We start from the raw sequence: 25,500 nt of genomic DNA on the forward strand, positions 1-25,500 counted from the left end.
TGACTCGTACGGATCAGGTAGCAATCGAGGGGCAGCGCTGATGGACCTGCTCAATGGCATGCAGGTGTTTGCCCGGGTTGTCGACACGGGCAGCTTTGCGGCGGCGGCGCAGGCGCTGGACATGTCCGGGGCGCACGTGTCGCGGTTGATCGCCGAGCTGGAAAAACACCTAGAGACCCGCCTGTTGCAGCGCACCACCCGGCGCCTGAGCCTTACAGACTCGGGCGAGCGGTTCCTGTTGCGCTGCCGCGACATTCTTGAAGACGTGAGAGAAGCCACGGCAGAAGCCAGTGGCGCCCACCTCAACCCGCGCGGGCGGTTGCGGGTGCATTGCATGAGCGGCTTGGGGGTGCTGATCACGCCGTTGATTGCCCGCTACAGCGAGCACTGCCCGGATGTTTGTATGGAGTTGACCCTGTCACAGCACAACCCGGACCCGCTGGAAGAGGGCCACGACGTGGTGATTTCCATCGCCCATTCATTGCCGGATTCGGCGCTGGTCAGCCAAACGGTGGGGCAGTTGTTCAGCGTGCCCTGTGCGGCGCCGGGGTACCTGGCCAGGTACGGGGTGCCCGAGCAGCCGCAGCAGTTGATGCAACATCGACGCTTGCATCTTCAGGATTTCCAGGAGGATGCGTGGCTGTTCAAGGGCGAGGAGGGCGAGATTGCGATTGCGCCGGGTGATACCTTCAGGACCAATGTCGCGGATGCGATGGTCAAGGCCACGCAGGAGGGCATGGGCATCAGCCTGTTGCCGTTTTTCAGCGCAGCCCCGGCGTTGCGCGACGGCTCGCTGGTGCGGCTGTTGCCCGCCTATCGGCTAAGGGAACGGAGCATTTTTGCGGTGTACCCGTCGAGGCGCTTTCTGGATGCCAAGGTGCGGACGTGGGTGGCGTTCTTGCAGGCGCATCTGCCGGTGTTGCTGGCTGAACAGGTGGGGGGCTAGCGCGTTGCGGTACCGCGGATGTAGCGCGCCGGCGACGAACCCAGGGTCTTGCGAAACATACTGATGAACGAACTGACCGACTCGTACCCCAGCGCCTCGGCGGTTCGTTGCACCGACTCGCCTTCGGCCAGGCTCTGCAAGGCCACGATGATTTGCCATTGCTTGCGCCACTGGCCAAATGTCAGCCCTGTTTCGTTCTTGACCAGGCGCGCCAGGGATCGCTCGCTCATGGCGACCTGACGTGCCCATTGGGCCATGGTGCAACGATTGGCCGGGTCCTGGGCCAGGCCGCGCGCGATAAACCGCAACTGCGTGGTGGCGGGAAGTGGCAGGTACAACTGCTCCGAGGGAGCCAGTTCCAATTGTTCCAGGAGCACGCTCGCCACGCGGGCATTGGCACTCGCGGGCGGATAATCCTGGGCCTGGGCGCTCAGGTGCAGGATCAGCTCCAGGATCAGCGGGGATAGCACCAGCGTGCAGCATTTCTCCGGTAACGCGGCGGCGCCCGGCTCGACAAACAGAAAGCCGATCCTGCCGTTGGCGGTCACCCGGTTGCTGTGGGCAACACCGCCGGGAATCCATACGCCGAAGCCCGACGGCACCATCCACACGCCATCCTCTACGGTGCACACGATGCCGCCGTGGTACGCCACCACCAACTGGCCTTTGCGGTGGCTGTGCACGGGGAATTCGGTGTCGTTGCGCTGGCTGCCGAGCATCAGCGCGACGGCGGGCTGGGCGAAACTGTCCAGTTCGAATTGATCAATTCCTTGAAGCTTCATCTCGCCCATGCCCTGTCGCCTCGATTGTCCGAATTTGATTATATGCTGGCAGCATACTCAATATCGGCAAGACCTTGCAGTCCCTACCATCGTCACCAAGGCCATCAAGGTGATTGCCGACTGCGAGATTCAACCGATGCTCAGCGAAATTACGATTGCCCACCTCTACCTGCCTCCGTTCCTGCTCTACGTGGGGGTTGCCGCCCTGGTGTACGGGCTGCTGGAGCGGACCCTGCGACGCTGGCTGGATTGGACTTGGCACCCGAGCCTGGCGCGCTTCTTTGTGTCGCTGATCGTGCTCTCGACCCTTGTCCTGAAGTGCTGAGGGCGCCGCAATGACCCTCAAACACATCCTCAAGACCCTCGTCACCCTGGTGCTTGGGCTGACGGCGTTGCTGTTCTGCACGCAGTTGTGGCGCGCCTATGAATTGGCACCCTGGACGCGGGACGGGCGTGTCAGCGCGCAAGTCATCCGGATTGCCCCCGAGGTGTCCGGCCAGGTGGAACAACTGCAGGTGGGGGACAACCAGTGGGTGGCCAAGGGCGCCTTGCTGTATCAGATCGACCGCAGTAGCTACCTGCTGGCCCAGCAACAGCGCATGGCCGAGCTTGCCGAAGCGCGCAGTGTGTTCGAGCAGCGCAGCGCACAGCTCAAACGCCGCAACCAGCTCGGCGATGCCATCGCGCGGGAGGAAACCGACAATGCGGCCCGGGACTTCGCCGTAGCCAGGGCGCGCCTGGAGGCTGCGCAGAGCCAATTGGCCCATGCACGGCTTGACCTGGACCGCACCACCATTCGTTCGCCGGTCGACGGGTATGTGACCCAATTGCGCCTGCAGCCGGGTGACTACGCGGCGGCGGGCGAGACCAATATCTTCGTGGTCGATAGCCATAGCTTCTGGGTCACCGGTTACTTCGAGGAGACCAAGCTGGCCGGTATCCGGGTGGGTGCCAGGGCGTCAATCAAACTCATGGGGTTTGCACCGCTGCTCGAAGGGCATGTGGCGAGCATGGGCCGGGGCATTGCCGACGGCAACGAGTTGCGCAGTAACAGCGGCTTGCCCCAAGTGGCGCCGACGTTCAGCTGGATACGCCTGGCCCAGCGCGTGCCGGTGCGGATTGAACTGGACACCGTGCCGCAGGACGTAGAGCTGGCAGCGGGGATGACCGCCAGCGTCGAGGTCGCGGAGGCAGGGACCGCACCGCGCTGGAGGCTTGTGCAATGGCTCCAGGCATTCATGTGAGGGTCCGGGCGCTGCGCATGCTGGGGGCATGGGAACCGGCTATATCGGGCTACGTGGTACGCAGTCTGATGGCGGCCTCATTGGCCCTGTGGCTGGGGTTCCAATTGCACCTGGACTCGCCGTTCTCGGCGGCTTCAACGGTGTTGCTGCTGATCCACCCGCTACAGGGCGCGGTGGTCGGCAAGGGGTTCAACCGGGTGCTGGGCACCCTGGTGGGGTTGGCTGTCGCGCTGGTGCTGATCAGTCTGTTCGCCCAGAAAATGCTGCTGTTTATCCTCGGGATCGGGGTGTGGCTCGGCCTTTGTGTCGGTGCCATGACCGTGCTTCGGCACTACCAGGCCACGGCGGCGGTGGTTGCCGGCTACACCGTTTGCCTTGCCCTGGGGCCGGCCATTGTCGCGCCGCAGCAAGGTTTCGAGCATCTCGTCGGGCGGGGCACCGCCGTGGTACTCGGAGTGTTGAGCCTGAGCCTGGTGGCCACGCTGTTCAGCCGCAAGACCGTGGAGCGCACACTGCACAAGGCGCTTCAGGACGTCTCGTCCCGCACCCTGGGTTTGCTGGCCGCGCGGGTTAACGCAGACGCGACGAGTGCGCCGGGCCCGCTCATCCTTGATATCAGCAAGGTAGACGAACTGCTCGGGATGGGTCGAGGTGAGTCATTCCTGATCCGCACGAGGCGGGTGACCCTGCAGGCCGGCCTTGCGTACTTACATGCCGTGGTGCTGGACGAGTGTGTGTTGCCTTCGCAGGCTCGAATCGGCGCGGACCTGCAACAACTGGCGCAAGCCATGCCCGGGTTTGCCGTGGCGGCCGACCGCGTCCGGGCGCTGCAATCCAGTCTTGAAAGCAGTGCGGGCCAACAACGCCTGAATGAACAACTGACCGACCTGGCCAGCGCCTTGTCGAGTTTTGCCTGCCTTGAGCGCGCGCCTCAACCGCCGGCCCGCGCCGTGGGCTTCCACCGGCATTACGGCGCCGCAGTGCGTAACGGTGTGCGGGCCTTGCTGGCCACGCTGGCGACCGGGGCTGTCTGGTACCTCACCGGCTGGGACCAGGGGCCAACCTTGCTGGCCGTACTGGGCCCGTTCTGCACCTTGCTGGCCATCAGCCCGGCGCCCGAGCAAGGCATCGCAAGCTTTGCCAGGGGAATCTTCTACGGAATACTGGCAGCGGCGGGGTGCAAGTTCCTGCTGTTGCCCCATGTCAGCGGGTTCGGGTTGCTCACGGTGGTGCTGATTGCGTTCTGGTCGGTCGGGATTCATGCCACCACCCGGCCGCGCCATGCCCTGCAAGGCATCGCCTACCTGATTACCTTTAACACCCTCGTCGGCACCGGCGGGACCGCCCAATACGACTTCACCGACTTCGCCAATCAGGCACTCGCCTGGATGGTGACGATCGCTATCTGCCTGCTGGCCTTCCAGCTCATACCGGGGAAAACCGCCAGCCACGCTCACGTCCTGAGGAAGGCCCTGCACAAGGACACGCGCCGGTTACTTCGCCATGGGCACCGCATGGACCTGCTCAAGTGGCAGGCAACGCAACAGCACCGGATGGTTGCCTTGCAGGCGCTGTCGGGCGCCGATGAGGCCGGCTCTGTGTCGCTTCAATTGGGCCGGCAGTTGAGGTTGCTGCACCGCAAGACACGCGACCTGGACCCCGGCTCATCCATCGCCAGGTGCGTGCAAACCGGCAACCGGCGCATTTCCAGGCATGCCTCCCATTCAGCGATCAGCGCGGCCCAGGCCCGGCGAACATCAAGGTCATTGACCCGGCTGGGCGCCCACGACCTGGCGGCTTGCTACCAGGATCTGGCGGGGTTGCTCGACCACTACACACAGGTTTCAGCCAACACAACGAAGGTGAGATGAAATGAAGCAACTCCTAGTCTGGACGCTGTTCGGGATGATCGTGTCTGCACCCGTCGCGGTGCAGGCATCGGACGGGGCTGAGGCGCTGGCGCGCTGGCAGCAGCAATTCAGGCAAGAGCAAAAAAAGCGCACTGAGCGTCGGGCGGGCGAGCAGCATCCGGCACCAGGCGAAGCTGATAGGAATAGGCAACGCTCATAGATTTACCGGCATAGGTCGACGGTGATTAGCTGACTACCATGGGTGCACGTCAACCGAGAGGTATTTCCCATGAGTATTCACAAAACCCTGTTCATCACCGGCATCAGCAGCGGCTTCGGCAAGGCGCTGGCGGCAGAGGCGCTGGCTGCCGGTCACCGAGTCATCGGTACCGTGCGTAACAAGGAAGCGCTGCAAGCCTTTGAGGCGTTGTCCGCGGAGCGTGCCCACGGGGTAATCCTCGATGTCACGGACTTTGAGCGCATCGACAGCGTCGTTGCCGGGGTCGAGACCCGCTTCGGGCCGGTGGATGTCCTGGTGAACAACGCAGGTTACGGGCACGAGGGCATTTTCGAAGAGTCGCCGCTGGAAGACATGCGTCGTCAATTCGACGTCAACGTGTTCGGCGCCGTGGCCGTGACCAAGGCCTTCGTGCCGTACTTGCGCCAGCGCCGCAGCGGCCACATCATCAACATCACGTCCATGGGCGGCACGATTACCATGCCGGGCATCGCCTACTACTGCGGTAGCAAGTTCGCCCTGGAAGGCATTTCCGACACCTTGAGCAAGGAACTCAAGCCATTCAATATTTTTGTCACCGCGGTGGCGCCGGGCTCGTTTCGCACCGATTGGGCCGGCCGCTCGATGCAGCGTACCCCCCGCAGCATTGGCGACTACGACGCCAGCTTTGATCCGGTGCGCCAGGCGCGGGAGGAGAAAAGCGGCCACCAACTGGGTGACCCGCAAAAAGCCGCACAGGCGATGTTGACGCTGATTGCCAGCGACAACCCACCGGCGCATCTGCTGCTGGGCAGTGATGCGCTGGGTTATGTGCGGGAAAAACTCGCGCAGTCCCTGCGGGATATCGATCAGTGGGAGGCACTCACGCGGTCTACGGATGGTTGAGCGGTGTATCAGCGGCTGTCCGGGTCCCCGTTATGGAACTACGATCAGGCGGGAACCCGTTTTGATAACTGCGCTCGGCGCTCCATATGCTCATTCGCGACTCTTACCGCCTCGTCAGTTCGCCCCCACAGCCCCGTTATCTGTGCGACGATCTCTGGCCGCGCGGTACGCGGGTTGCCCGAGCTCATTGTCGGCTGTGGGTCGTACTCGAGCACGAGTTGCGTAAACTCAGCCGCGTCCCGGCCTTTGAGTTCGGCGATGACCTTCAGCGCAAAGTCGATGCCTGCCGTTACACCGCCACCTGTGATTCGGTTCCTGTCGACGCATACCCGTTCGTAGCTCGGTTCGATACCCAGTGCGATGAGGGGTGCGTAGAAAGGCCAATAGGTCGCTGCACGGTAGCCCTCCAGTAGTCCCGCCATAGCAAGAAGTACAGAGCCTGTGCACACGGCGGTTACATAGGTGGCCGTCTTTCCTGCGCGAGCAATAAAATCGAGCAGCTCCTGGTCCTTCATGATTTCAGGCGTTCCTCCACCACCTGCGACAAACAGCACGTCCAGGTTATCTGGAACGTCATCAATCGTGATCGTGGGGTTCAGGGTGACGCCCATATCCGTGGGAACGGGCTCCAGCGTCTTCCAGATGATGTGGGTCTTGGCATGAAGGCCGAACGCCGTCTGTGGGCCAGCCAAGTCCTGCAGAGTGAAACCAGGAAAAATCACCATGCCAATCTGCAGCTGGCGGTCTTCAATCGCATTGCTCATCTCATCAGGCATTACCGTCTCCTCGCGTCGTGGTTGACGAAAGAGTATTCCTGCTGGACGCTACAGGTGAGTGGCTTAAACGACATCAAGCGATCGTTTACTGCCAATTATTTTGCGTGTGAGAGCAGAGGCCAACGTCGTGCATAAAATTGCGGTTCTGGTATTGAATGACGTGGTGCCGTTGGACTTTGGTATCGCCTATCAGGTTTTCGCTTTGGCTTCCCAGGTCGATGGCCGCAACGCATACGAGGTTGAGGTGTGCGCACCCGAGCGGACAATTCGGTCCGCAAGCTTTGATATGCAGGTGCGGTACGGCCTCGACCGTCTTGAGCTCGCCCACACTATCGTCGTTCCAGGGTGTGAAGACCCGTTTGGAGAGGTTCCAGAGGCAGTAAGCATCGCCCTTCGCGAGGCATATGTTCGTGGTGCAAGATTGGTATCAATCTGCACGGGGGCTTTTATCCTTGCCGCGAGCGGTCTTCTTGATGGAAAACGCGCTACCACCCATTGGCGTTTCGCCGAGGACTTGGCCAGGCTTCACCCAGAGATACAAGTAGAACCTAATGTTCTGTTCGTCGATGAAGGAAGCATCGTGACTTCGGCCGGCGCGTCAGCAGGACTGGATATGTGTTTGCATCTCGTGCGACGCGACTTTGGTCAGACTGTTGCGGCAAACACTGCCCGTCTAGCGGTCGCGCCACTGTACCGTGACGGTGGTCAGGCCCAGTTCATTCGTCAGGAGCTTCCAGGCTCTTCAACGAGCTTAATGCCCTTGATCGAATGGATACGGGACAATCTGAACAGTTCGCACACTGTCGACAATCTTGCGGCGCGTGCCAACATGAGCTCTCGCACCTTCGCTCGGCGATTTCAACAACAGACCGGGACTACACCTCTACAGTGGCTTCTCACCGCTCGTATTGATCGAGCGCGTGCATTGCTTGAGGAGAGCGAGACATCGATTGATCAAACGGCATTTCTTTCCGGATTCGGGTCTGCGGTGACCTTCCGTTCACGGTTCCGGAGAGTCGTTGGCCTCACGCCCACGGAGTACCGGCGTCGTTTCAACTCGGCAAGCTAACGTTGTAATCGCAGAACCATGCCGGCGCTGTTTCCGGCAAACGAAGATGACGCCGCCGTCGCGGGGGATCCCATTACAGGCTATCCGGATCCCCAAAAAACATCTGAATCCGCGACCTCAACCAACGTTCCCCCGGATCATTGTCCTGGGACCCGCGCCACGCCATGTGCAATTCAAACGTGCGCACCGGCAATGGCGGCTCCTCAGCCCGCAAGCCACCGGCTGAAGTCAGCGCTTCAGCGGCATAGTCCGGCACGGTCGCGACAATATCGGTCCCCGCCAGCAACGTCCCCAGTCCATTGAACTGCGGCACCGCGAGCACCACGTGGCGCTTGCGGCCGAGTTTTTCCAGTTCTTCATCCAGAAACCCGCTCAAGTCCCCGGCGAATGACACCAGGGCGTGGGGGCGGGCGCAGAAGTCGTCCAGGCTCATGGAGCCCGGCATGCTGTCGGCCCGCAGCAGCATCGGTTTACTGCGGCGCAGGACCTTGCGCTTGGCGTTGGCCGGTAAGTCGGTGGTGTAGCTCACGCCGATGGAGATTTCCCCGGAGGCCAGCAGGCCGGGCATCAAGATGTAGTTGACCCGACGCACCACCAGCACGATGCCGGGGGCTTCGGCCCGCAGGCGTTTGAGCAGCAGGGGCAGCAGGGCGAATTCGACGTCGTCGGACAGGCCGATGCGGAATACGGCGGTGCTGGTGGCCGGGTCGAATTCGGACGCGCGGCTGACAGCGGTGGAAATCGAGTCCAGGGCCGGGGAGAGCAGGGCGAAGATTTCCACCGCACGGGCCGACGGCTCCATGCTGCGCCCGGTCCGCACGAACAGCGGGTCGTCGAACAGGCCGCGCAGGCGCGACAACGCCGCGCTGATGGCCGGCTGGCCAAGGAACAATTTCTCGGCAGCGCGGGTCACACTGCGCTCATGCATCAAGGTTTCGAATACGATCAACAGGTTGAGGTCGACACGACGCAGGTCGTTACGGTTCATCTTGTGTCCCAGGCGGCGTCAGTAAACTTGACGGGAGTGGTCATATAAGAACAATGACCGGCATGAATCTTACGGGGAAAGGCTGGTACTCTGCACCGGCTAATTCAGTTTTCCTACATGGCTTGGTACGTTTTCCGTATGTGCGGAATCAATGACAGGCATGTCGACTATTAACGGCGACCGGTGGTCTTGCTCCGAAAGCCCAGATAGAGTTCATGGCAATAGAGGTTACTTTGACGAGGTTTGCGATGTCCCGCACGATCCGTTTTCACAAGTTTGGTCCGGCCGAGGTGCTCAAATGCGAAGAGCATGCAGCCGCTAAGCCCGCACCGGGCGAAGTGCAGGTGCGCGTCGAGGCGATTGGCATCAGCTGGTACGACATCCTGTGGCGCCAGAACCTGGCGTCGTCCCATGCCCGCCTGCCATCAGGCCTGGGCCATGAAATGGCCGGTGTGGTCGTGGCGGTTGGCGAGGGTGTCGACGACCTGGCAGTGGGTGACAAGGTCGCCAGCTTCCCGGCCGAAAGCCCCAATGATTACCCGGTGTATGGCGAACAGATCGTCCTGCCCCGTTCGGCCCTGACCCGTTACCCGGATGTCTTGAGCCCGATTGAAGCCAGTGTGCACTACACGCCACTGCTGATTGCCTATTTTGCGTACATGGACCTGGCGCGGGTCAAACCCGGCCAATTCGCCCTGGTGACAGACGCCAGCCACTGTGCCGGCCCGTCGTTCGTGCAACTGGGCAAAGCCCTGGGTGTACGGGTGATTGCCGCGACCAAGACCAGTGACGAGCGTGAGTACCTGCTGTCCCTCGGGGCAGAGAAGGTCATCGTCACCGAGGAACAGGACCTGTTGATGCAAGTCAACAAGTTCACCGATAACCGCGGCGTTGACGTGGTGTTCGATGGCTTGGGTGGCCCGCAGATGTCGCTGCTGGGCGACGTATTGGCGCCCCGTGGCAGCCTGGTGCTGTATGGCCTGCAAGGTGGCAACCAGACGCCATTCCCGGCCTGTGCGGCGTTCCAGAAGAACATTCAGTTCTTTGTGCACTGTATCGGCAACTTCACTGGCAAACCGGAACTGGGCATCATCCAGGACCAGGTCGCCTTGCAGCGCGCCCTGCGTGACATCAACCAACTGACGGCCGACAAGGTGCTGGTACCGCTGAAAACCACGGTATTTCCCTTCAGCCAATTCGTCGAAGCGCACCGCTATATGGATGAATGTCCATGCCGCGAGCGTGTTGCCTTGCAGGTAGAAGCTGTTTGATCTGTGGGAATATTCTCAAGCGAGTATTCCTGCCCCCGGGCGCATGGGGCAAATGCGCCATTTGAAAGGATTTAACCTGCTCGCCGTTTAAACCGGGACTTAAGCGTTTCAGCCCGGTAAATCAGCTGCCTCCCCCTGACGCCGCCCTGAATCCCAGCGCGGCGTTGTCGTATCTGGACGCTCCGGACCCACTGCGTGCGCCCATCTGAACTGGTTTTAGCCCGGGTTCTGTATCTGTTAATCATTATTCAAGCGCTGATAATTGCCCGGTCACTTTCATCTCAAGGATTGAGCAATGATTGAATATCTGAAATCACCCTGTGCATCCGTTAAACCCAATAACGTTCCGTGTGCCTGTCCCGGCGAAAAACCATTATTAAAGTTGCTTGTGTCGGATGCTTCTTTAGTTTCCAAGTTAAAACAGCGAAGGAAGTTGTAAGAGCGTTCCTAGGGCTGCCCGGTTGAGCTGCGCGCCGCAATGCAAGGCGTTTCCCGGTGCTGGAAGCCCCTCGAAGTGCCCCTCGGCGGGTATGGCCCGGTGCTAATCTTCATTGAATGTCACATGTTGCAATAGACAACGCCCCCCTACAGAAACAACAGGTCCGGCAAGTGCCGTTAACGGTTGCCCGAAACTGATATTTCAACTCAGGTAGTAGAACTATGAGCGCTATTCACGAGCAAGCCATGAACTATGTCTATCAACAAGTATTGCAACGCCTGGTAGGGCATTTTTCTCGAACAGAACGCACCTCGCTTCAGTTGTTGATTCAACGCATCGTCGTGGCAGCAGGTGGCATGGAGCGGATCGGTGAGTACAAGGTATTGGTCGCCCACGGCACAGGCGCCGGCAGCAGCTATGCACTGGCGTTGCTGCGTGCGGCACAGTTGACCCTCGCGGGCCGCACACCGCGCACCTTTCAATTGCGCGTCGCCACCTTGCGCCATGCTGGCATGACGCAAACCGCGCTGGACACCCTGCATCGCGTCTACAGCGCGCTGTTTCTGCATGACGATCCGCGTGTCGAACTGCTGATGGTGGAGAATCAGGAGGTGTTGCCGTTCAACCATCTGCGGCCGGCCTCCGGCGCAGCGCGCGATACCAGCCGGCGCAACCTGTTGATGGTGGGCCACCTGACCTCCGGAGATCTTCGCCAGACGCTGTGCAATGACGGCTACCTGGCCCTTGGCGACTTTTACCAGCGCGTGAGCACCTGGAATGGCGGCGTGCATGCACTGGTCAGCGGTGATTCCTCACGCAAGCAGCGTGCGTACCTGGCGTGGCTGAAGAAGGCTGCACTGTCGGCCGGCGTAGTGGTCCCCGCGCGGGAACCCCTGGTGCTCAGCGGGTTGTTCGCGCGCATGGACGAGTGGAGCAACGGCTATTACTGCAACCTGTACGGCGAGCACTACGATGTCGCCGATATGCCCGAGAAGGACGACCACCGCCACATCGCCTATATCGGCATTGCTGACCTGATGGAAGCGGTCGAATACTCGTCCGGGCCTTTGGTGCGGCAGTTTCTGGCCTACCAGCCGGACAAGTTCGGCTTTCATTACAGTCATCCGACCTACGTGAATCCGTTGCTGATGGCCCATCTGTGCGGCCTGCAAGCCGAGTGCCTGCGGGAACTGGAGTATGCGGAGGGCGTAGCGGGCTTTGTGCAGCAGGCCACGCCGTTCATGCGGCGCAAGCAGATGCCCGAACAGCTGATTGCCCAGGCGGCGACTCAGGAAGGGCGCGCCTTGGCGGCCGACTACGTCCAGGAGCTGTTTGGCCTGGACGAAAATCAACTGAACTGCCTGATGTTTTCGCCGTTTATCCGTCACGGCGAACGCCTCGACAGCTTTTTGCGCCAATGCCACCCCGGCATGCTGGTGGCACTCCCTGAGCTGCATAAGGCACTGCAAGGCAAGCCGGTGGCCGAGATGCTGGGGCAATGGGCTACCGATATCAGCGGGTTACCCATTGATTTGCTGCAACACCTTTATCGCAAGCGGTCTGCCACTGAAGTGGCGTGCATGGCCACGGCGCCGCAACAAGACGCGCCCGCCGTTGCAACCAGCCAACTGTCCGGGCGTTAAGCGGGTGACGGTGGGTGAACGGCGATGAGCTTCAAGGATGACAGGCAAACCGACTTCGCCTACCAGGCGGTGTATCGCTACATGATCAACCTCATCAACGAGGTCGGCACCGATGCCCGGGTGAAGTTGCCGTCGTTGCGGCAGCTGTCGGAGCGCCTGAACGTGTCGATCTCGACCATTCAATACGCGTATTCATTGCTGGAGAAGGAAGGCCGGGTCTATTCGGTGGCCAAGTCGGGCTATTACGCCTGGCCGGTGCTGAATAAACCGCCCGGCAGCAACGGTGGTGACCTGCTGGAAAGGCTTTATGCGAACGCGCGGCGCCCAGGCATGCTGGTCCTCAGCGCCGACGAGCCGGCGCTTGGGGTGTCTCTGGACGGGGCGCTGTTGCTGCTGGAACGCGAACTGTTGCGTCATTACCCACGCCATTTGCAGCCATGGTCGCAGCCGTGCGGCGTCTGGGAACTGCGTGCGGCCCTGGCGGCGCGCTATACCTCGTCGCCCACCCGTTGTTGGCAGGCGGACGAGGTGTACATCGGCGCCGACCTGCGCGGGGTGCTGGAGATCCTGATTGAGGTGCTGGGGCTCAAAGGCGCCGCCGTTATCGTGGAATCACCCTGTGACTGGCTGATTCTGCGGTTGTTGCAGGGGGCGGGCGTGAGGATCATCGAATTGCCGTTTACGGCGGACGACGGCCTGAATCTGACGCTGCTGGAGCAGTTGCTCAACAATGAGCCGGTGCAACTGGCGCTGCTGTCATCAGGCGTCAGCCTGCCGTCGGGCGTGCTCTTGTCCAACCATGACCGCATGCAATTGATACGGCTGCTGGACCGGCACGGGTGCTGGTTGTTAGAAAATGACAGCCATGGCGACCTTGGCTTCGAACAGCCGATCACTGCGCTGCGGGACCTGGCCAACCCCGAGCGACTGATGGTGTTTTCCACCTTCGAGAAAGTGCTCGGCCCGGAAGCGCCCTTTGGTTACTTGCTGTCGCGCCACCTCGGCAGCGAGTTGCAGCGCCAATTCCTGCTGCGCGCGTTCCGGTTGTCGTCCATCCGCCAACGGGCCATTGCCCGGCTCTATCAGAGCGGGCGGATCGACCAGCATCTGCGGGAGTTGCGACCCCAGCTCAAGGAGCAGGCCTGGCGAATGAGTCAGCGCCTGGACGAGCACCTGAGGGATCACGTGTCTTACCAAATGCCGGCGGCGGGCGCGACCTTCTGGTTGCGCTCCCGGGCGGCGGTGGACATGCGCCAGGTGTTTCAACGGCTGCTCGGCCGGCAGGTGGTGATAGCGCCAGGCGAGCTGTTCAGCATCAGCGGCCTGCATCGCCAGCACCTGCGACTCAGTCACACGTTCGACGGGGCATACAACCTGGGGAACGCCCTGAGCGACCTGGCCCTGGCATTGACCCAGGCGCAGACCGAATGAGAATGAAATATCGCTGATTGTTGTAGGATTTATAACGTCGCGGAGCAGTCCAACTCCCAGTAAACTGCACTCTATTTCCGAATCCTTCTCTTTCAGAGGTTTATGCATGACTCTCAGTCCTTTTGCGGGCAAGCCGGCACCAGCTCAACTGCTGGTAGACATCCCGCGACTGGTAACGGCCTATTACACCGGCCAGCCTGATGCAGCGATCTCCACCCAGCGCGTCGCCTTTGGTACCTCCGGGCACCGGGGCAGCTCATTCGACATGAGCTTCAACGAATGGCACGTGCTTGCCATCAGCCAGGCCATCTGCCTGTACCGTGAGGCCCAAGGCATCAACGGCCCGTTGTTCGTTGGCCTGGATACCCATGCGCTGTCCACCCCGGCGGGCGCCAGCGCCCTGGAAGTGTTGGCGGCCAACGGCGTGCACGTGATGCTTGCCGAAGGCGATGAGTACACCCCGACACCGGCGATTTCCCACGCCATTATTTGCTACAACCGTGGCCGTACCAGCGGCCTGGCCGACGGCGTCGTGATCACGCCGTCCCATAACCCGCCACAAAGCGGCGGCTACAAGTACAACCCGCCTAACGGTGGCCCGGCCGATACTCACATCACTAAATGGATCGAAGCCAAGGCCAACGAACTGCTGGCCAATAAACTGGCCGGGGTCAAACGCATCACTCACGCCCAGGCGCTGAAGGCTGACACCACCCATCGCCACGACTACCTCAACACCTACGTGGCCGACCTGGTCAACGTCATCGACTTTGATGCGATCCGCAACGCCGGCCTGCGCCTGGGCGTGGATCCACTGGGTGGAGCAGGGGTGCGCTACTGGTCGGCCATCGCCGAGCATCACCGCCTGAACCTGGACGTGGTGAACACCGAAGTCGATTCGACCTTCCGCTTCATGAGCGTCGACTGGGATGGCCAGATCCGCATGGACCCGTCCTCCAGCTACGCCATGCAAGGCCTGATCGGCCTCAAGGACCGTTACGACGTGGCCTTCGCCTGCGACCCGGACCACGACCGCCACGGCATCGTGACGCCAACCGGCGGCTTGCTGGCCCCGAACAACTACCTTGCGGTGTCCATCGACTATCTGTTCCAGAACCGTCCTGAGTGGCGCGCGGATGCCGCCGTGGGCAAGACCGTGGTCAGCAGCGGCTTGATCGATCGCGTGGCCAAACGCATCGGCCGCCGCCTGTACGAAGTGCCAGTGGGCTTCAAGTGGTTTGCCGACGGCCTGTTCGACGGCTCCCTCGGTTTTGGCGGCGAAGAAAGCGCCGGCGCCTCGTTCCTGCGCAAGGACGGCAGCGTCTGGAGCACCGACAAGGACGGTTTGATCCCGGCACTGCTGGCCGCAGAAATGACTTCACGCAAAGGCCAGGACCCGAGCCAGATCTACCGCGGCTTGACTGACGCGCTGGGCGAGCCGTTCGCCATCCGGGTGGACGCCAAGGCGACACCGGCGCAGAAAGCCTTGCTGGGCAAGTTGTCGCCGGACCAGGTGACGTCCAAGCAACTGGCGGGGGAAAGCATCCAGCAGATTCTCAGCCACGCGCCGGGTAACGACCAGGCGATTGGCGGGCTGAAAGTCATGACCGAAAACGGCTGGTTCGCCGCGCGGCCATCGGGCACCGAGGACATCTACAAGATCTACGCCGAGAGCTTTATCGGTGAAGATCACCTCAAGCAACTGGTGGAAGAGGCGCAGGTGTTGGTGGACGTGGCGATCTCGTCTAACTGACACCCCAATTGCACCTGTGACTGATTAACCTGTGGCGAGGGAGCTTGTGTGGCGAGGGAGCTTGCTCCCGCTGGAGCGCGTAGCGCTCCAAGGATTTCGGGGCCGCTTCGCCCCCAGCGGGAGCAAGCTCCCTCGCCACACAAGCTCCCTCAGCACATTTAAATTCAGTCAAGCCAGGTCGACCAACACGATCTCGCTGTCCTCAACGGCAGTCACCCGCAACACCTGCTCATCCTCAATCGCCACGCCGTCTCGAGCGTGTGCACGCAAGCCGTTGACTTCAATCACCCCGGTCGCCGGCACCAGGTACGCCCGGCGCCCGTTGTCCAGCCGATACTCGGCACTTTCACCGGCTTTCAAGTTGGCCGCCACCAGGCGGGCATCGGCACGAATGCGCAGGCTTTCGCTGTCTCCGACCTTGCCGCTGGCCAGGGTCACAAACCCTTCGCGATCACCTTTCGGAAACGGCTTGGCGCCCCACGACGGCGGTAAACCTGCCTCGTTGGGAATAATCCATATCTGGAAAATCTTCGTCGGCGTGGCTTCCAGGTTGTATTCGCTGTGGGCGATCCCGGTGCCTGCGCTCATCACCTGCACGTCGCCAGCCTCGGTACGGCCCTTGTTACCCAGGTTGTCGGCATGGCTGATGGCGCCTTCCCGCACGTAGGTGATGATTTCCATGTCGCGGTGCGGGTGCTGCGGGAAGCCGGTGCCCGGTGCAATGAGGTCATCGTTCCATACCCGCAGGTTGCCCCAGTGCATACGCTTGGGGTCGTGGTATTCGGCAAAGGAAAAGTGGTGGTGAGCGTCCAGCCAGCCGTGATTGGCGCCGCCCAGCGTGTTGAAAGGTCGAAGTTCAAGCATGATCGTCTCCTGTGGATGGGGCCATGATCCATCAGCGCCAGATCGATAAAAAGCGTAAAAAATGCAGGATTCCTATCGAATGCTTCGATGCCGATGCTCAGGGCTTGTCTTCACTTCATCGCCTAACTGCCTGAGCGCAAAGTAATTGGCTGGAACTGAGGGGCATTTGCGGCGAACATAGGGCTCTTGTCCGAGTTAAAGCATCGCAGGAGTCCGCGTGCCGCAACACACCCCCGATCTGCCTCCCGAACTGCGGCCACTGGCCGAAATGCCCCTGTTGAAACGGCTTGCCGCCCGATTATTCGGACACGGCCTGACGCGGCTGCGCGCCCAGCACCGTTTTTCATGGCTGCATGGCCAGGCCGATGGCTTTCGCAGCGGCCACACGGCTGGTGTGGAGTACGGTTACCAGGAAGGCAAGGCGGATGGCATTGAAGAGGGCCGCCAGGTCCTGCTGATTCGCGACTTCCGCCCGGATGAACACACCGCGCCGGGCGTCGACGACGACTTGTTCGACGACTGGCGCCTGCCGCTGACCGCCGAGCTGAAAAAACGCATCAAGGCCGATGTGGCGCGCCTGTTGCCGGCGCATGCCCAGCCAAGCGCGGCCCAATGGAAGATGATTTTCAGCGATACGCCGTCCACTTCGGTGATTGCCGGTGCCGGCGCCGGCAAATCCACCTCGCTGGTGCTGCGTATCCTGCTGCTGACCCATTACCTGGGCTTTGAACTCAGCTCAATGACGGTGGTGACCTTCACCCGCGAGTCGCGCAAAGACTTCATCAACAAGCTCATGGACATTCTCGCCTTGTGGGGCCAACCCCTTGGAATGAAAGAGGCGCAAGCGGTGGTGCGCACCTTTCACTCGCGCATTCTGCCGATGGTGCGCAGCCTACCGGGCCTTGAGCGCCTGCAAGCCTTTGAGAACCTCAACGCCCGCACCGAAGCGGGGTTTGATGAAGCCGACAGCAATCCGTTCGAACTGCGCATCAACGACGCCCAGCGCCAGCAGTTGAACGCCTGCTATCACCAGCTGCACGGCCGTCACGAACGCTTCCGCGAGATGATTGCCCCGTTGGCGCGCCATGCCCTGCAGCTCAAGGAGCTGGAGCGCGATCATCCGGACGTGCAAAAACGCGTGGCCGTGACCGAACTGGCGGCCAAGCGCGATGAAGAACTCTGCGATGTGATCGAAGACCTGTGGTTTCGCGCGGGCGCCTGGCCGATCAAGGGCATTGAGCCCAATCGCCAGACCTTCGATATCAACGGTGCGCCGTTTCACTGCCACGGCTACATCGCCGAACTCGATGCCTGGGTGGTACTCGGCTTCGACCCTCGGGAAAACGCCCAGGTCAGCCGACCGGGCTCAAAGCTGTCGGTACGCGCAGAGTGGGCGGTCAAGCGCACGCTGTTTCAAGCTTTCTGTCGTAAACCATTGATATGGCTTGAAAGCTACGATTCATCCAAGCGGCTTTTGAGCAGCCTGGCGGGCGACGCAACTGCGGGCCCGGGCTTCGATTACAAGGTCAAGGGCGAGCTGAGTTCCGCGCCACTGCTGGACAGCTTTGTCGCCGCCGCCGGGTTTATCGAAAACCTGGGGCTGGACGTGCCGACGGCCGTGGGCAAGATGAGTTTTGCCAAGGATGACCCGGACCGCTTTTACTTCGAGGCCCTGAGCATCTTCTGGAAAGCCCTGGAAGATCATCTGCTGGACCAGTCGCCACCGGTCATGACCTATAACCGGATGTTCTCGCTGTTTGGCGAAAACACCCCGGAAAACCTCAAGCTATTGAGCGACGGCCTGCTGCGACCGATGTCGCACCTGATGATCGACGAGTTCCAGGACGTGTCGCCGCAGATTGTCTCGTGGATCCGCGCCAGCCTGCGGGAGATTCGCAGCCGTGGCCCGGCCATGCACGTAGGGCGTGGCGCCCAGCGTTCTTCGCTGCTGTGCGTGGGGGATGACTGGCAGTCGATCTATGGCTGGCGGGGCAGTTCGCCCAAATACTTCATGGAATTCAACAAGGAATTCCCGTCTCCGGCGACCACACGGGTGATGCTGGGCGAGAACTACCGCAGCCATCAGCACGTTATCGATGCCGCCGAACACATCGTGCGGGCCGCCCCGGCCATCAGCGGCAAGAAAGCCAAGGCGAGCGGTACCCCGAAGGCGCTGGTGCCGGTGACCGTGCGTGACCGGGATGACGCGGCCCTGGGCCAGCAACTGCTGGCGCACTATCAAAAGGGTGATTCGATATTAATGCTGTATCGAAAAAGCAGCGATAAGCTATTGATACAAGAGTATATTCAGTCTGTAGTTAATCTGGATTCTAGCTTGCCGTACGATGCTCGTCGGCTCAAGCAACTGACCTATCACAGCGCCAAGGGCTTGCAAGCGGATGCGGTGTTCCTGCTGGGAGATTGCCAGCATCTGACCAGTTCACCGTACAAGAACCAGGTCTACCGCATGGCGGGCCTGGGCAAGGACGGCGATACCGAGCCTTACGACAGCGCGCAGAAAGACGAAGTGCTGCGCCTGGCCTATGTGGGGATTACCCGGGCGGTGAGCCATTGCTACTGGTATGTCGAAGCGCAGGACGGCCAAGGGGTAAACGTGCCGAAAGCATCGGACCGGGTGGCCGGGGACAAAGCGTTTTTTGATGATCAGCGAAAATGAAAAAGGGCCACCCCAGGGTGGCCCTTCTTTTATGCCCGCAGCGACTAAGCCCGCAACGACAGCGGCGGCACAAACGACTCCAGCTCATCCTCGACGGCTTCAATGATCCGCTCCACGTCGGCGGCGTTCATTACCGTGGCGCAGGGAATGCCGGCAATCGCAATCAGGGTTTCTCCGCTGGCGCGGTCGAACAGGCGGGCAATCATGCTGCCGGGAGCGTCCATGCTCGCCTCAAAGCCCATGGGATGAAAATGCCAGCGCATCAACTGGCAGGCGTTGGGGAACGTCACTTTATTCATGTTGCCCACCTTGTTCATTGAGCGCTTCCTTTAGCTCGCTGCAGGGGCGCCATGACCGTCACTGGTCCTGGCCGTCGTGAGCCCTAAAAATAGCATTCGTTCGCATCCGGCAGGGGAGTTTTTTGGCCCCGTTCGGCAGTTGTTTTCAGGAAGTTTGATGTGGGTCATGTCCTACGTGGTAATGGGCTAAAGGCCATTAGTCAGAACTGTCAAATGGCCATTGAACCGGCCTGAAAAGTTGGGCAAGCTCGCAGGCTGTCCCAGCCTTAGAGCGCTCCATGCCCGACTTCATCCCGGATGACTCCCAGCAAACCCAAGCCACTGGCGAGTTGGTGCTGCGTCACCATCTGTGCTGGAAACACCGGGACCTGGACGGTGTGATGTCGTACTACCACCCGGACATCCAGTACCACGATTTCTTCCAGAACCGCGTCGTGGGGGCAGAGGACCTGCGCGAGTACCTGCAGGCCAGCATGCCCCGTGGCGCCGATGAGGCGATCGAGCACACCGACCGCATCCGCGCCGACGGCGACACAGCGTTCATTCAATACCGCATCACGTTGCGCGGCGGCCAGGGGCTGGTGTCGTTTCGCACCAGCGAAGCCATTACCGTGCGCGACGGCCTGATCTGGCGGGTCAACGAATACGCGTCCCTGGTGCACGAACAGTCCGCCAGCCGCAGCGAGACCACACGCCCGACCGTCAGCCGCCTCGGCCTGTCGCCCCAGCAACTGAGCTACATGGCCAACGACCTGCAACAGTACTTCCAGCGTCAGCAACCGTACCTGGACCCCGAACTGGACCTGCAACGGGTAGCGAAGGAGTGCGGGTACAGCCGCAACCAGATTTCCTACCTGTTGAACCAGGTGCTGGGCCAAAGCTTTTACCGCTACGTCAACCAGGCGCGCCTCCAGCATTTGCTCGCTGCACTGGATAACGCCACGCCACCGATACGTATCGATGAACTGGCGTTTGCCGCCGGTTTCAATTCGACATCAGCGTTCTATAGCAGCTTCCGCCAGCACACCGGCCAGTCGCCCAAGGCCTACGTCAAACAAATTTCCCTGCGTGCACGCGCGCAAGACAACCCCTGAGGCCAGGCTCTAGGATCACTGCCATCGAAGTGTGGTGGTGGAGCTTGGCATGCCTGCATGGCGCAATATCAGTTTATGGATGGACCAGTTGGACGAGCCGCTGGTGGCGCGCCCGTCCCTGGAGCACGACCTGGACGTCAACGTGGCCATTATCGGCGCCGGCTACACCGGGCTCTGGACCGCGTATTACCTGAAGCGCCAGGCGCCCGAGCTGAAGATAGCGATCATCGAAGCGCAAACCGCCGGCTTCGGAGCCTCGGGGCGTAACGGCGGCTGGTTGATGGGCAACCTGCTGGGGGAAGACCGGCTGCTGGCAGGGTTGTCCCCGGAGCAACGCCGGGCCTCGTTCGACCTGCTGCATGCAATCCCTGATGAAGTGGCGCAGGTGATTGAGCGCGAAGGCATCGATTGTGACTACCGCAAGGGCGGCGTGCTGTATTGCGCCGCGCGCTACCCCGAACAGGAAGCCAGCCTGCGGGCCTACCTGGCCAAACTCCACGCCCAGGGCCTGACCGACGACGATTACCGCTGGCTCGGCCCGCAGCAGTTGGCCGAGCACATCCGCATAGCCAAGCCCTACGGCGGCATCTATGCCCCCCACGTCGCCACGATTCACCCGGCCAAGCTGGTGCGTGGCCTGGCGCGGGTGGTCGAACAGATGGGCGTCACGATTTACGAAAACAGCCCCGTGACCCACTGGCAATCCGGCAGCCTGCGCACGGCCAAAGCGTCGGTGCGCGCCTCATGGGTGGTGCCGGCGGTGGAGGGGTATGCCACGACATTGGCGCCGCTGGGGCGCTATCAGTTGCCGGTGCAAAGCCTGATCGTCGCCACCGAGCCGTTGCCGGCCAGCACCTGGGATGAGATCGGCCTGAACCGCGGCCAGGCGTTCGGCGAAAGCAGTCGACAAGTCACCTACGGCCAGCGTTCAGCCGATAACCGCCTGGTGTTCGGTGCCCGTGGCGGCTATCAGTTTGCCGGCAAGCTGCGGCACAACTTCGACCTCACCGACAGCGAAATCGAACTGCGTCGCTACCTGTTCGGTGAACTCTTCCCGCAGCTCAAGAAAGTCCGCATCACCCACGCCTGGGGCGGCAACCTCGGCATGTCCCGACGCTTCAAGCCGCACATGCTCTGTGACCACGCGGCAGGCATCGCCCTGGCCGGTGGTTACGGCGGCGAGGGCGTAGGAGCCAGCAACCTGGGCGGCCGCACGTTGGCCGACCTGATCCTGGGGCTCGACACGCCGCTGGTGCAGCAGCCATGGGTGATCCAGCCGGGCCGGCTGGACGGGCTCAAGGCCTGGGAACCGGAACCCTGCCGCTGGCTGGGCTACAACGCGATCATTCGCAGCTTTGTCCACGAGGACCAGGTGCTGGCCAACCCCAACACCGCGCCGTGGCGTCGCAAGTTGGCCAGCGGGGTTGCCGGGTTCATGGAAGGTTTCATGCACTAAGTCGTTTCAATCACCACAGGTATGAACATGAGCATTACCCAGTTCAAAGACACACTGAGCGCCCATTTGCCCGACTCTTCGCCGGTTGCCGTGCCATTGGGCACGCCGGTGGCAGTGGCCTCCACCCTGAGCGTGGAGCGCAACGACGGCGTCGAAACCGGCATCTGGGAATGTACGCCCGGGCGCTGGCGCCGGCAGATTGTGGCCCAGGAGTTTTGCCACTTTATCCAGGGACGTTGCACCTTCACCCCCGACAACGGGGAAATGCTCCACATAGAAGCCGGCGACGCACTGATGTTGCCGGCCAACAGCACGGGTATCTGGGACATCCAGGAAACCGTACGCAAGACCTATGTATTGATCCTCTGATTCTTTGATCTTTGATCGCCTGCCATAAAAACAGCCCTAAAACCGCCAGGAAATCGAACCATGAGACCCATTGCCCTGTTGCCGCTGGTATTTGTCGCCACCCTCAGCCAAGCCGCCGAGACGGTAAAGATCTACAACTGGTCGGACTACATCGCCCCCGACACCACCAAGAACTTCCAGAAAGAAACCGGGATCGGCTTCACCTACGACGTGTACGACAGCAACGAAACCCTCGACGGCAAGTTGATGACCGGCAAATCCGGCTACGACGTGGTGTTTCCTTCCAACCACTTCATGGCGCGGCAGATCCAGGGCGGGGCGCTGAAGAAACTCGACAAGAGCCAGTTGCCCAACTGGAAGAACCTCAATCCGGTGCTGCTCAAGGCCCTGGAAAACAACGACCCGGGCAACGCCCACGGCTTCCCTTACCTGTGGGGCAGCACCGGCATCGGCTACAACATCGACAAGGTCAAGGCCGTACTGGGGGACAACGCCCCGGTGGATTCCTGGGACCTGATCTTCAAGCCCGAAAACATGCAAAAGCTGCAGAAATGTGGCGTGGCGATCCTCGACAACGGCCCGGAACTGCTGCCGGCAGCGCTCAACTACCTGGGGCTGCCGCACCACAGCAAGAAGGCGGAAGACTACAAAAAGGCCGAGGACCTGCTGATGAAAGTACGGCCATACGTGGCGTACTTCCACTCCTCGAAATACACCGCAGACCTGGCCAACGGCGACATCTGCGTGGCCGTGGGCTTCTCCGGCGACATCCTCCAGGCCGAAAGCCGCGCCAAGGAAGCCAAGAACGGCGTGAACATCGGCTACAACATTCCCAAGGAAGGCGCCGCCATCTGGTTCGACATGGTCGCCATGCCCGCCGATGCCCCGGATGAAAAAGCCGGCTACGCGTTCATGAACTACCTGCTGCGCCCGGAAGTGATGGCCAGCATCACCAACTACGTGCACTACGCCAACGGCAACGCGGCGGCAGACAGCCTGGTAGACCCGGCGATCAAGAGCGACACCAAGGTGTACCCAAGCCCGGAAATGATGGGCAAGCTGTTTGCACTGGAAGCGATGCCGCTGAACATCGACCGGATTCGTACGCGGGTGTGGAACACGATTCGTACAGGTCGCTGATGGACGCAATGTAGGTGAGCAGTACTGGAGTAAGCAGGGATGGTTATTACAGTCATTACAAACAGTTCTAAAAAACCGGTATTTTTCACAGTAGTGCTTTACCGGTTTTTTTTACACAGTCTGATGGCGGGAAACCTATTTTCTAAAGGAGTTTTGCTATGTCAGGCGATCACAGTTCAAGCGAATACAGTCAGCAAAGGAAAAAGCTGGAAAAGCATATTGCTGAGCATCGAGTGGAGGGGACATTCAAGGGGACACTGGAAAGTAATAGGGATCAAGAACGTCACCTGACGGCTTTCCAAGTGTCGCGCTCCGAGTCGAGCGAACGGTTGCGGGTATCAATTCTCGCACTCGACCCGTTGCATGCTGGGAATCGTATCGAGTTCTATTTTGATCTTCATAAAAACGCCCAGGCGACAGGCGGTACCTACCCGATCCCGGCAGATCCGGGTGGTGGTCCTTACGCGACGGCTTATCTAGGTGTACAGATCCACGAGGTTTTCACCCACGCCGCCAGTGGCGAGTTGCACATAGAAAAACATTCATCCGGACACATAAATGGCCGCTTGCGATTTGTTACTGAGGTTTTCGCGGGCGTTGTCTATACGGGTGACTTTATATTCGCTGTATAGGTCGGTTGCTTTTTCAACCTTGCGAGCGTCGTTACCGGGTTTTTGAAGCCCTCTGTTTCCAGAGGCAGCACTACCGTTTGATGAATGGCTAATGAATTCCCGACATATTGATTCGGAGAATTTCATTAGTTATTCGTCATGCGCGCTCATATAAGCAAGCTGGAAAATACTTTTATAACCGTGGAAAGTTTCGGATCGACGCATCGGCAGCCGTCGGTGTCACTTGAACTTTCATTCACCTATAAAAGGTAACCCCTATGTCATCCATTGAACGTCTCCCTACCGGCGGAACCTGGACCTACCCCGAACCCTCCAGCACGGCCCGCCCGACCTTGCGTGGCACAGACGCAAGCGAACGACTGGAGGCCAATCGTGGTCAGGATTCCGTCATTATCGGCGGCGGTGGTGGCGACCAACTCGTCGGGCATGTGGGCCGTAACAGTTTCAAGTATGAAAAGCCTACCGACTCACTGGCGAGTGACCCAGACCGGATTTCCAACTTTAATCCCAAGGACGACCGGCTTGATCTTTCCAGGATGCTCAAAAAGTTGAATATAACGCAAATCAAACGGACAGAAGGGCCGCCCCAACAGGTCGGGGATATGCAATTGACGTATTTGCGGCCCCAGGAAGTGGGCGTGCTGACGATTAAAGTAACGCCCGAAGGCGAGCACTTTGCTGTGCATGTCGACGGCGTTCATTTAACGGAAAAAAATATCAAGCTATTTAATAAACCCAAGTAGACCCGGGCCGGTTGCTGTTAGCGCTCAAGCATGACGTGCCGGGCTGCTCCGGCTTGAGCGCTGACCGCGTCAAGGGTTTTCCAGATCATGCCCCAACGACTGGATAAACAACGAAAACAGCTCCGGCTGCGACGAGATATCCAGCTTGGCGTACAGGTGCCGACGATGCACCTTGACCGTGTCCGGCGAGATATTCAGCCGTTCGGCCATGGCTTTTGACGAAAACCCGCGCAGCACCAGCCGCGCAATCTCCAGCTCCCGCTCCGACAACACCCCGCAACCAAAATGACTCAGCGCATCGCGAATCTGACTGGCCATTTGCGCAGGCGCCGCCACCCGCTGGGTACTCTGCTGCCAATGCTGCTGCATCAACGGCAACACCCAGGCCGCCAACGTCGTCATCAACCCCGTTTCCTCCCCGGTAAACAGCCGCTGCATGCCCAACGACAGCGACAACGTGCCCGCGCCCGGCAGTTGCAGGATGAATTGCACCTCGTCCTCCAGCACGTTGTCGTGAAAGTAATTGAGGAAGTATTCACTCTGGCGAAAGTGATCCGGCGCCACTTCTTCAAGGCGGTACACGCCACTGGCATAGCCTTCGCGGCAGGCCTGGAAGAACGGGTCCAGCAAGTACAAACCATTGAGATACACCAGCATCGACGCCGGTTTGCTGCTGGGTTGGGCGTCGTACTCCTCCAATGCCTGGGGCGGGCCGTCGGCGGGGTAGAAAATCGCCAGGGCATTGTCGAAAGGCACGCATTGGTGCAACAACAGCACCAGTTGTTTCCAGAAACGCTCGGTGCCGATCTGTGCGACGGTACGGCCCAGGCCCGCATGCATGCCGACTTCCCTGAACAGGCTCATGTGCCGCTCCACGCAAAGAATGAGGCCGCAAGGGTTCGACTTTTGCC

General features: G+C 60.6%; 24 protein-coding genes. 18 read left to right on the forward strand and 6 right to left on the reverse strand.

Annotated features, from left to right (window positions below; genetic code table 11):
• Positions 1-40 precede the first annotated feature (40 nt).
• Positions 41-946: a LysR family transcriptional regulator gene (locus HKK54_RS26205; RefSeq protein ID WP_169388325.1), complete on the forward strand. Its 906-nt coding sequence runs from the start codon at positions 41-43 to the stop codon at positions 944-946.
• Here the strand turns inward: HKK54_RS26205 and HKK54_RS26210 are convergent.
• Positions 943-1,737, reverse strand: a complete 795-nt coding sequence (locus tag HKK54_RS26210; RefSeq protein ID WP_169388326.1) for an AraC family transcriptional regulator — start codon at positions 1,735-1,737, stop codon at positions 943-945. The genes HKK54_RS26205 and HKK54_RS26210 overlap by 4 nt on opposite strands.
• Before the next feature lie 127 nt (positions 1,738-1,864).
• Between HKK54_RS26210 and HKK54_RS26215 the strand changes: the two genes are divergently transcribed.
• The 5 genes from HKK54_RS26215 (at position 1,865) to HKK54_RS26235 (ending at position 5,945) form a co-directional block, all read left to right on the forward strand.
• Positions 1,865-2,053, forward strand: coding sequence for a DUF1656 domain-containing protein (locus HKK54_RS26215; RefSeq protein WP_178120998.1), 189 nt, complete (start codon positions 1,865-1,867; stop codon positions 2,051-2,053).
• A 10-nt stretch (positions 2,054-2,063) separates the two neighbouring features.
• Entirely contained in the window at positions 2,064-2,972 is a 909-nt protein-coding gene (locus HKK54_RS26220) for an efflux RND transporter periplasmic adaptor subunit (protein ID WP_010169442.1), read from the forward strand.
• Complete coding sequence (locus HKK54_RS26225) at positions 2,951-4,843, forward strand: FUSC family protein (RefSeq protein WP_442962313.1); 1,893 nt, start codon at positions 2,951-2,953, stop codon at positions 4,841-4,843. Before HKK54_RS26220 ends, HKK54_RS26225 begins: the two co-directional genes overlap by 22 nt.
• A gap of 1 nt (position 4,844) precedes the next feature.
• The gene (locus tag HKK54_RS26230) at positions 4,845-5,042 is read left to right on the forward strand and encodes a hypothetical protein (RefSeq protein ID WP_169388327.1); all 198 of its coding nucleotides are present in this window, start codon (positions 4,845-4,847) and stop codon (positions 5,040-5,042) included.
• A gap of 69 nt (positions 5,043-5,111) precedes the next feature.
• Complete coding sequence (locus HKK54_RS26235) at positions 5,112-5,945, forward strand: oxidoreductase (protein WP_169388328.1); 834 nt, start codon at positions 5,112-5,114, stop codon at positions 5,943-5,945.
• 44 nt (positions 5,946-5,989) lie between these two features.
• On the opposite strand, the gene HKK54_RS26240 is transcribed toward HKK54_RS26235, so the two are convergent.
• Complete coding sequence (locus tag HKK54_RS26240) at positions 5,990-6,721, reverse strand: DJ-1/PfpI family protein (protein WP_169388329.1); 732 nt, start codon at positions 6,719-6,721, stop codon at positions 5,990-5,992.
• A 127-nt stretch (positions 6,722-6,848) separates the two neighbouring features.
• On the opposite strand from HKK54_RS26240, the gene HKK54_RS26245 reads away from it, so the two are divergent.
• Positions 6,849-7,790: a GlxA family transcriptional regulator gene (locus tag HKK54_RS26245; RefSeq protein ID WP_169388330.1), complete on the forward strand. Its 942-nt coding sequence runs from the start codon at positions 6,849-6,851 to the stop codon at positions 7,788-7,790.
• 73 nt (positions 7,791-7,863) lie between these two features.
• Here HKK54_RS26245 and HKK54_RS26250 read toward each other — a convergent pair whose 3' ends face one another.
• The gene (locus tag HKK54_RS26250; RefSeq protein WP_003217142.1) at positions 7,864-8,778 is read right to left on the reverse strand and encodes a LysR family transcriptional regulator; all 915 of its coding nucleotides are present in this window, start codon (positions 8,776-8,778) and stop codon (positions 7,864-7,866) included.
• A 248-nt stretch (positions 8,779-9,026) separates the two neighbouring features.
• Here HKK54_RS26250 and HKK54_RS26255 point away from each other — a divergent pair, with 248 nt between their 5' ends.
• The 4 genes from HKK54_RS26255 to pgm all read left to right on the forward strand — a co-directional run bounded on the left by HKK54_RS26255 (position 9,027) and on the right by pgm (position 15,315).
• Positions 9,027-10,049 (forward strand): zinc-dependent alcohol dehydrogenase family protein, encoded by a 1,023-nt coding sequence (locus HKK54_RS26255; RefSeq protein ID WP_010169435.1) that lies wholly within the window; start codon positions 9,027-9,029, stop codon positions 10,047-10,049.
• Between the two features lie 660 nt (positions 10,050-10,709).
• Entirely contained in the window at positions 10,710-12,131 is a 1,422-nt protein-coding gene (locus HKK54_RS26260) for a hypothetical protein (RefSeq protein ID WP_169388331.1), read from the forward strand.
• Between the two features lie 24 nt (positions 12,132-12,155).
• Positions 12,156-13,562, forward strand: a complete 1,407-nt coding sequence (locus HKK54_RS26265; RefSeq protein WP_169388332.1) for an aminotransferase-like domain-containing protein — start codon at positions 12,156-12,158, stop codon at positions 13,560-13,562.
• 106 nt (positions 13,563-13,668) lie between these two features.
• On the forward strand, positions 13,669-15,315 hold the full coding sequence (gene pgm / locus HKK54_RS26270; RefSeq protein ID WP_169388333.1) for a phosphoglucomutase (alpha-D-glucose-1,6-bisphosphate-dependent): 1,647 nt from the start codon (positions 13,669-13,671) through the stop codon (positions 15,313-15,315).
• A 168-nt stretch (positions 15,316-15,483) separates the two neighbouring features.
• Here pgm and HKK54_RS26275 read toward each other — a convergent pair whose 3' ends face one another.
• Complete coding sequence (locus tag HKK54_RS26275) at positions 15,484-16,179, reverse strand: pirin family protein (protein ID WP_169388334.1); 696 nt, start codon at positions 16,177-16,179, stop codon at positions 15,484-15,486.
• Positions 16,180-16,396: 217 nt separating this feature from the next.
• Here HKK54_RS26275 and HKK54_RS26280 point away from each other — a divergent pair, with 217 nt between their 5' ends.
• Positions 16,397-18,856, forward strand: a complete 2,460-nt coding sequence (locus HKK54_RS26280; protein WP_169388335.1) for a UvrD-helicase domain-containing protein — start codon at positions 16,397-16,399, stop codon at positions 18,854-18,856.
• Between the two features lie 44 nt (positions 18,857-18,900).
• On the opposite strand, the gene HKK54_RS26285 is transcribed toward HKK54_RS26280, so the two are convergent.
• Positions 18,901-19,173 (reverse strand): DUF1652 domain-containing protein, encoded by a 273-nt coding sequence (locus HKK54_RS26285; protein ID WP_003217129.1) that lies wholly within the window; start codon positions 19,171-19,173, stop codon positions 18,901-18,903.
• 260 nt (positions 19,174-19,433) lie between these two features.
• On the opposite strand from HKK54_RS26285, the gene HKK54_RS26290 reads away from it, so the two are divergent.
• The 6 genes from HKK54_RS26290 (at position 19,434) to HKK54_RS26315 (ending at position 24,589) form a co-directional block, all read left to right on the forward strand.
• Positions 19,434-20,249: a helix-turn-helix transcriptional regulator gene (locus HKK54_RS26290; RefSeq protein ID WP_169388336.1), complete on the forward strand. Its 816-nt coding sequence runs from the start codon at positions 19,434-19,436 to the stop codon at positions 20,247-20,249.
• Between the two features lie 49 nt (positions 20,250-20,298).
• Positions 20,299-21,705 (forward strand): NAD(P)/FAD-dependent oxidoreductase, encoded by a 1,407-nt coding sequence (locus tag HKK54_RS26295; protein WP_010169422.1) that lies wholly within the window; start codon positions 20,299-20,301, stop codon positions 21,703-21,705.
• A 27-nt stretch (positions 21,706-21,732) separates the two neighbouring features.
• Complete coding sequence (locus HKK54_RS26300) at positions 21,733-22,074, forward strand: cupin domain-containing protein (protein ID WP_010169420.1); 342 nt, start codon at positions 21,733-21,735, stop codon at positions 22,072-22,074.
• 60 nt (positions 22,075-22,134) lie between these two features.
• A complete protein-coding gene (locus HKK54_RS26305) occupies positions 22,135-23,214 on the forward strand; it encodes a polyamine ABC transporter substrate-binding protein (RefSeq protein WP_010169417.1) in 1,080 nt (359 codons plus the stop codon).
• Between the two features lie 158 nt (positions 23,215-23,372).
• The gene (locus tag HKK54_RS26310) at positions 23,373-23,846 is read left to right on the forward strand and encodes a hypothetical protein (RefSeq protein WP_169388337.1); all 474 of its coding nucleotides are present in this window, start codon (positions 23,373-23,375) and stop codon (positions 23,844-23,846) included.
• A 257-nt stretch (positions 23,847-24,103) separates the two neighbouring features.
• A complete protein-coding gene (locus HKK54_RS26315; protein WP_169388338.1) occupies positions 24,104-24,589 on the forward strand; it encodes a M10 family metallopeptidase C-terminal domain-containing protein in 486 nt (161 codons plus the stop codon).
• A 69-nt stretch (positions 24,590-24,658) separates the two neighbouring features.
• Here HKK54_RS26315 and HKK54_RS26320 read toward each other — a convergent pair whose 3' ends face one another.
• Entirely contained in the window at positions 24,659-25,453 is a 795-nt protein-coding gene (locus HKK54_RS26320; RefSeq protein ID WP_169388339.1) for a helix-turn-helix transcriptional regulator, read from the reverse strand.
• Positions 25,454-25,500: the final 47 nt, after the last annotated feature.

This window comes from Pseudomonas sp. ADAK13, assembly GCF_012935715.1.
Classification (GTDB): Bacteria; Pseudomonadota; Gammaproteobacteria; order Pseudomonadales; family Pseudomonadaceae; genus Aquipseudomonas.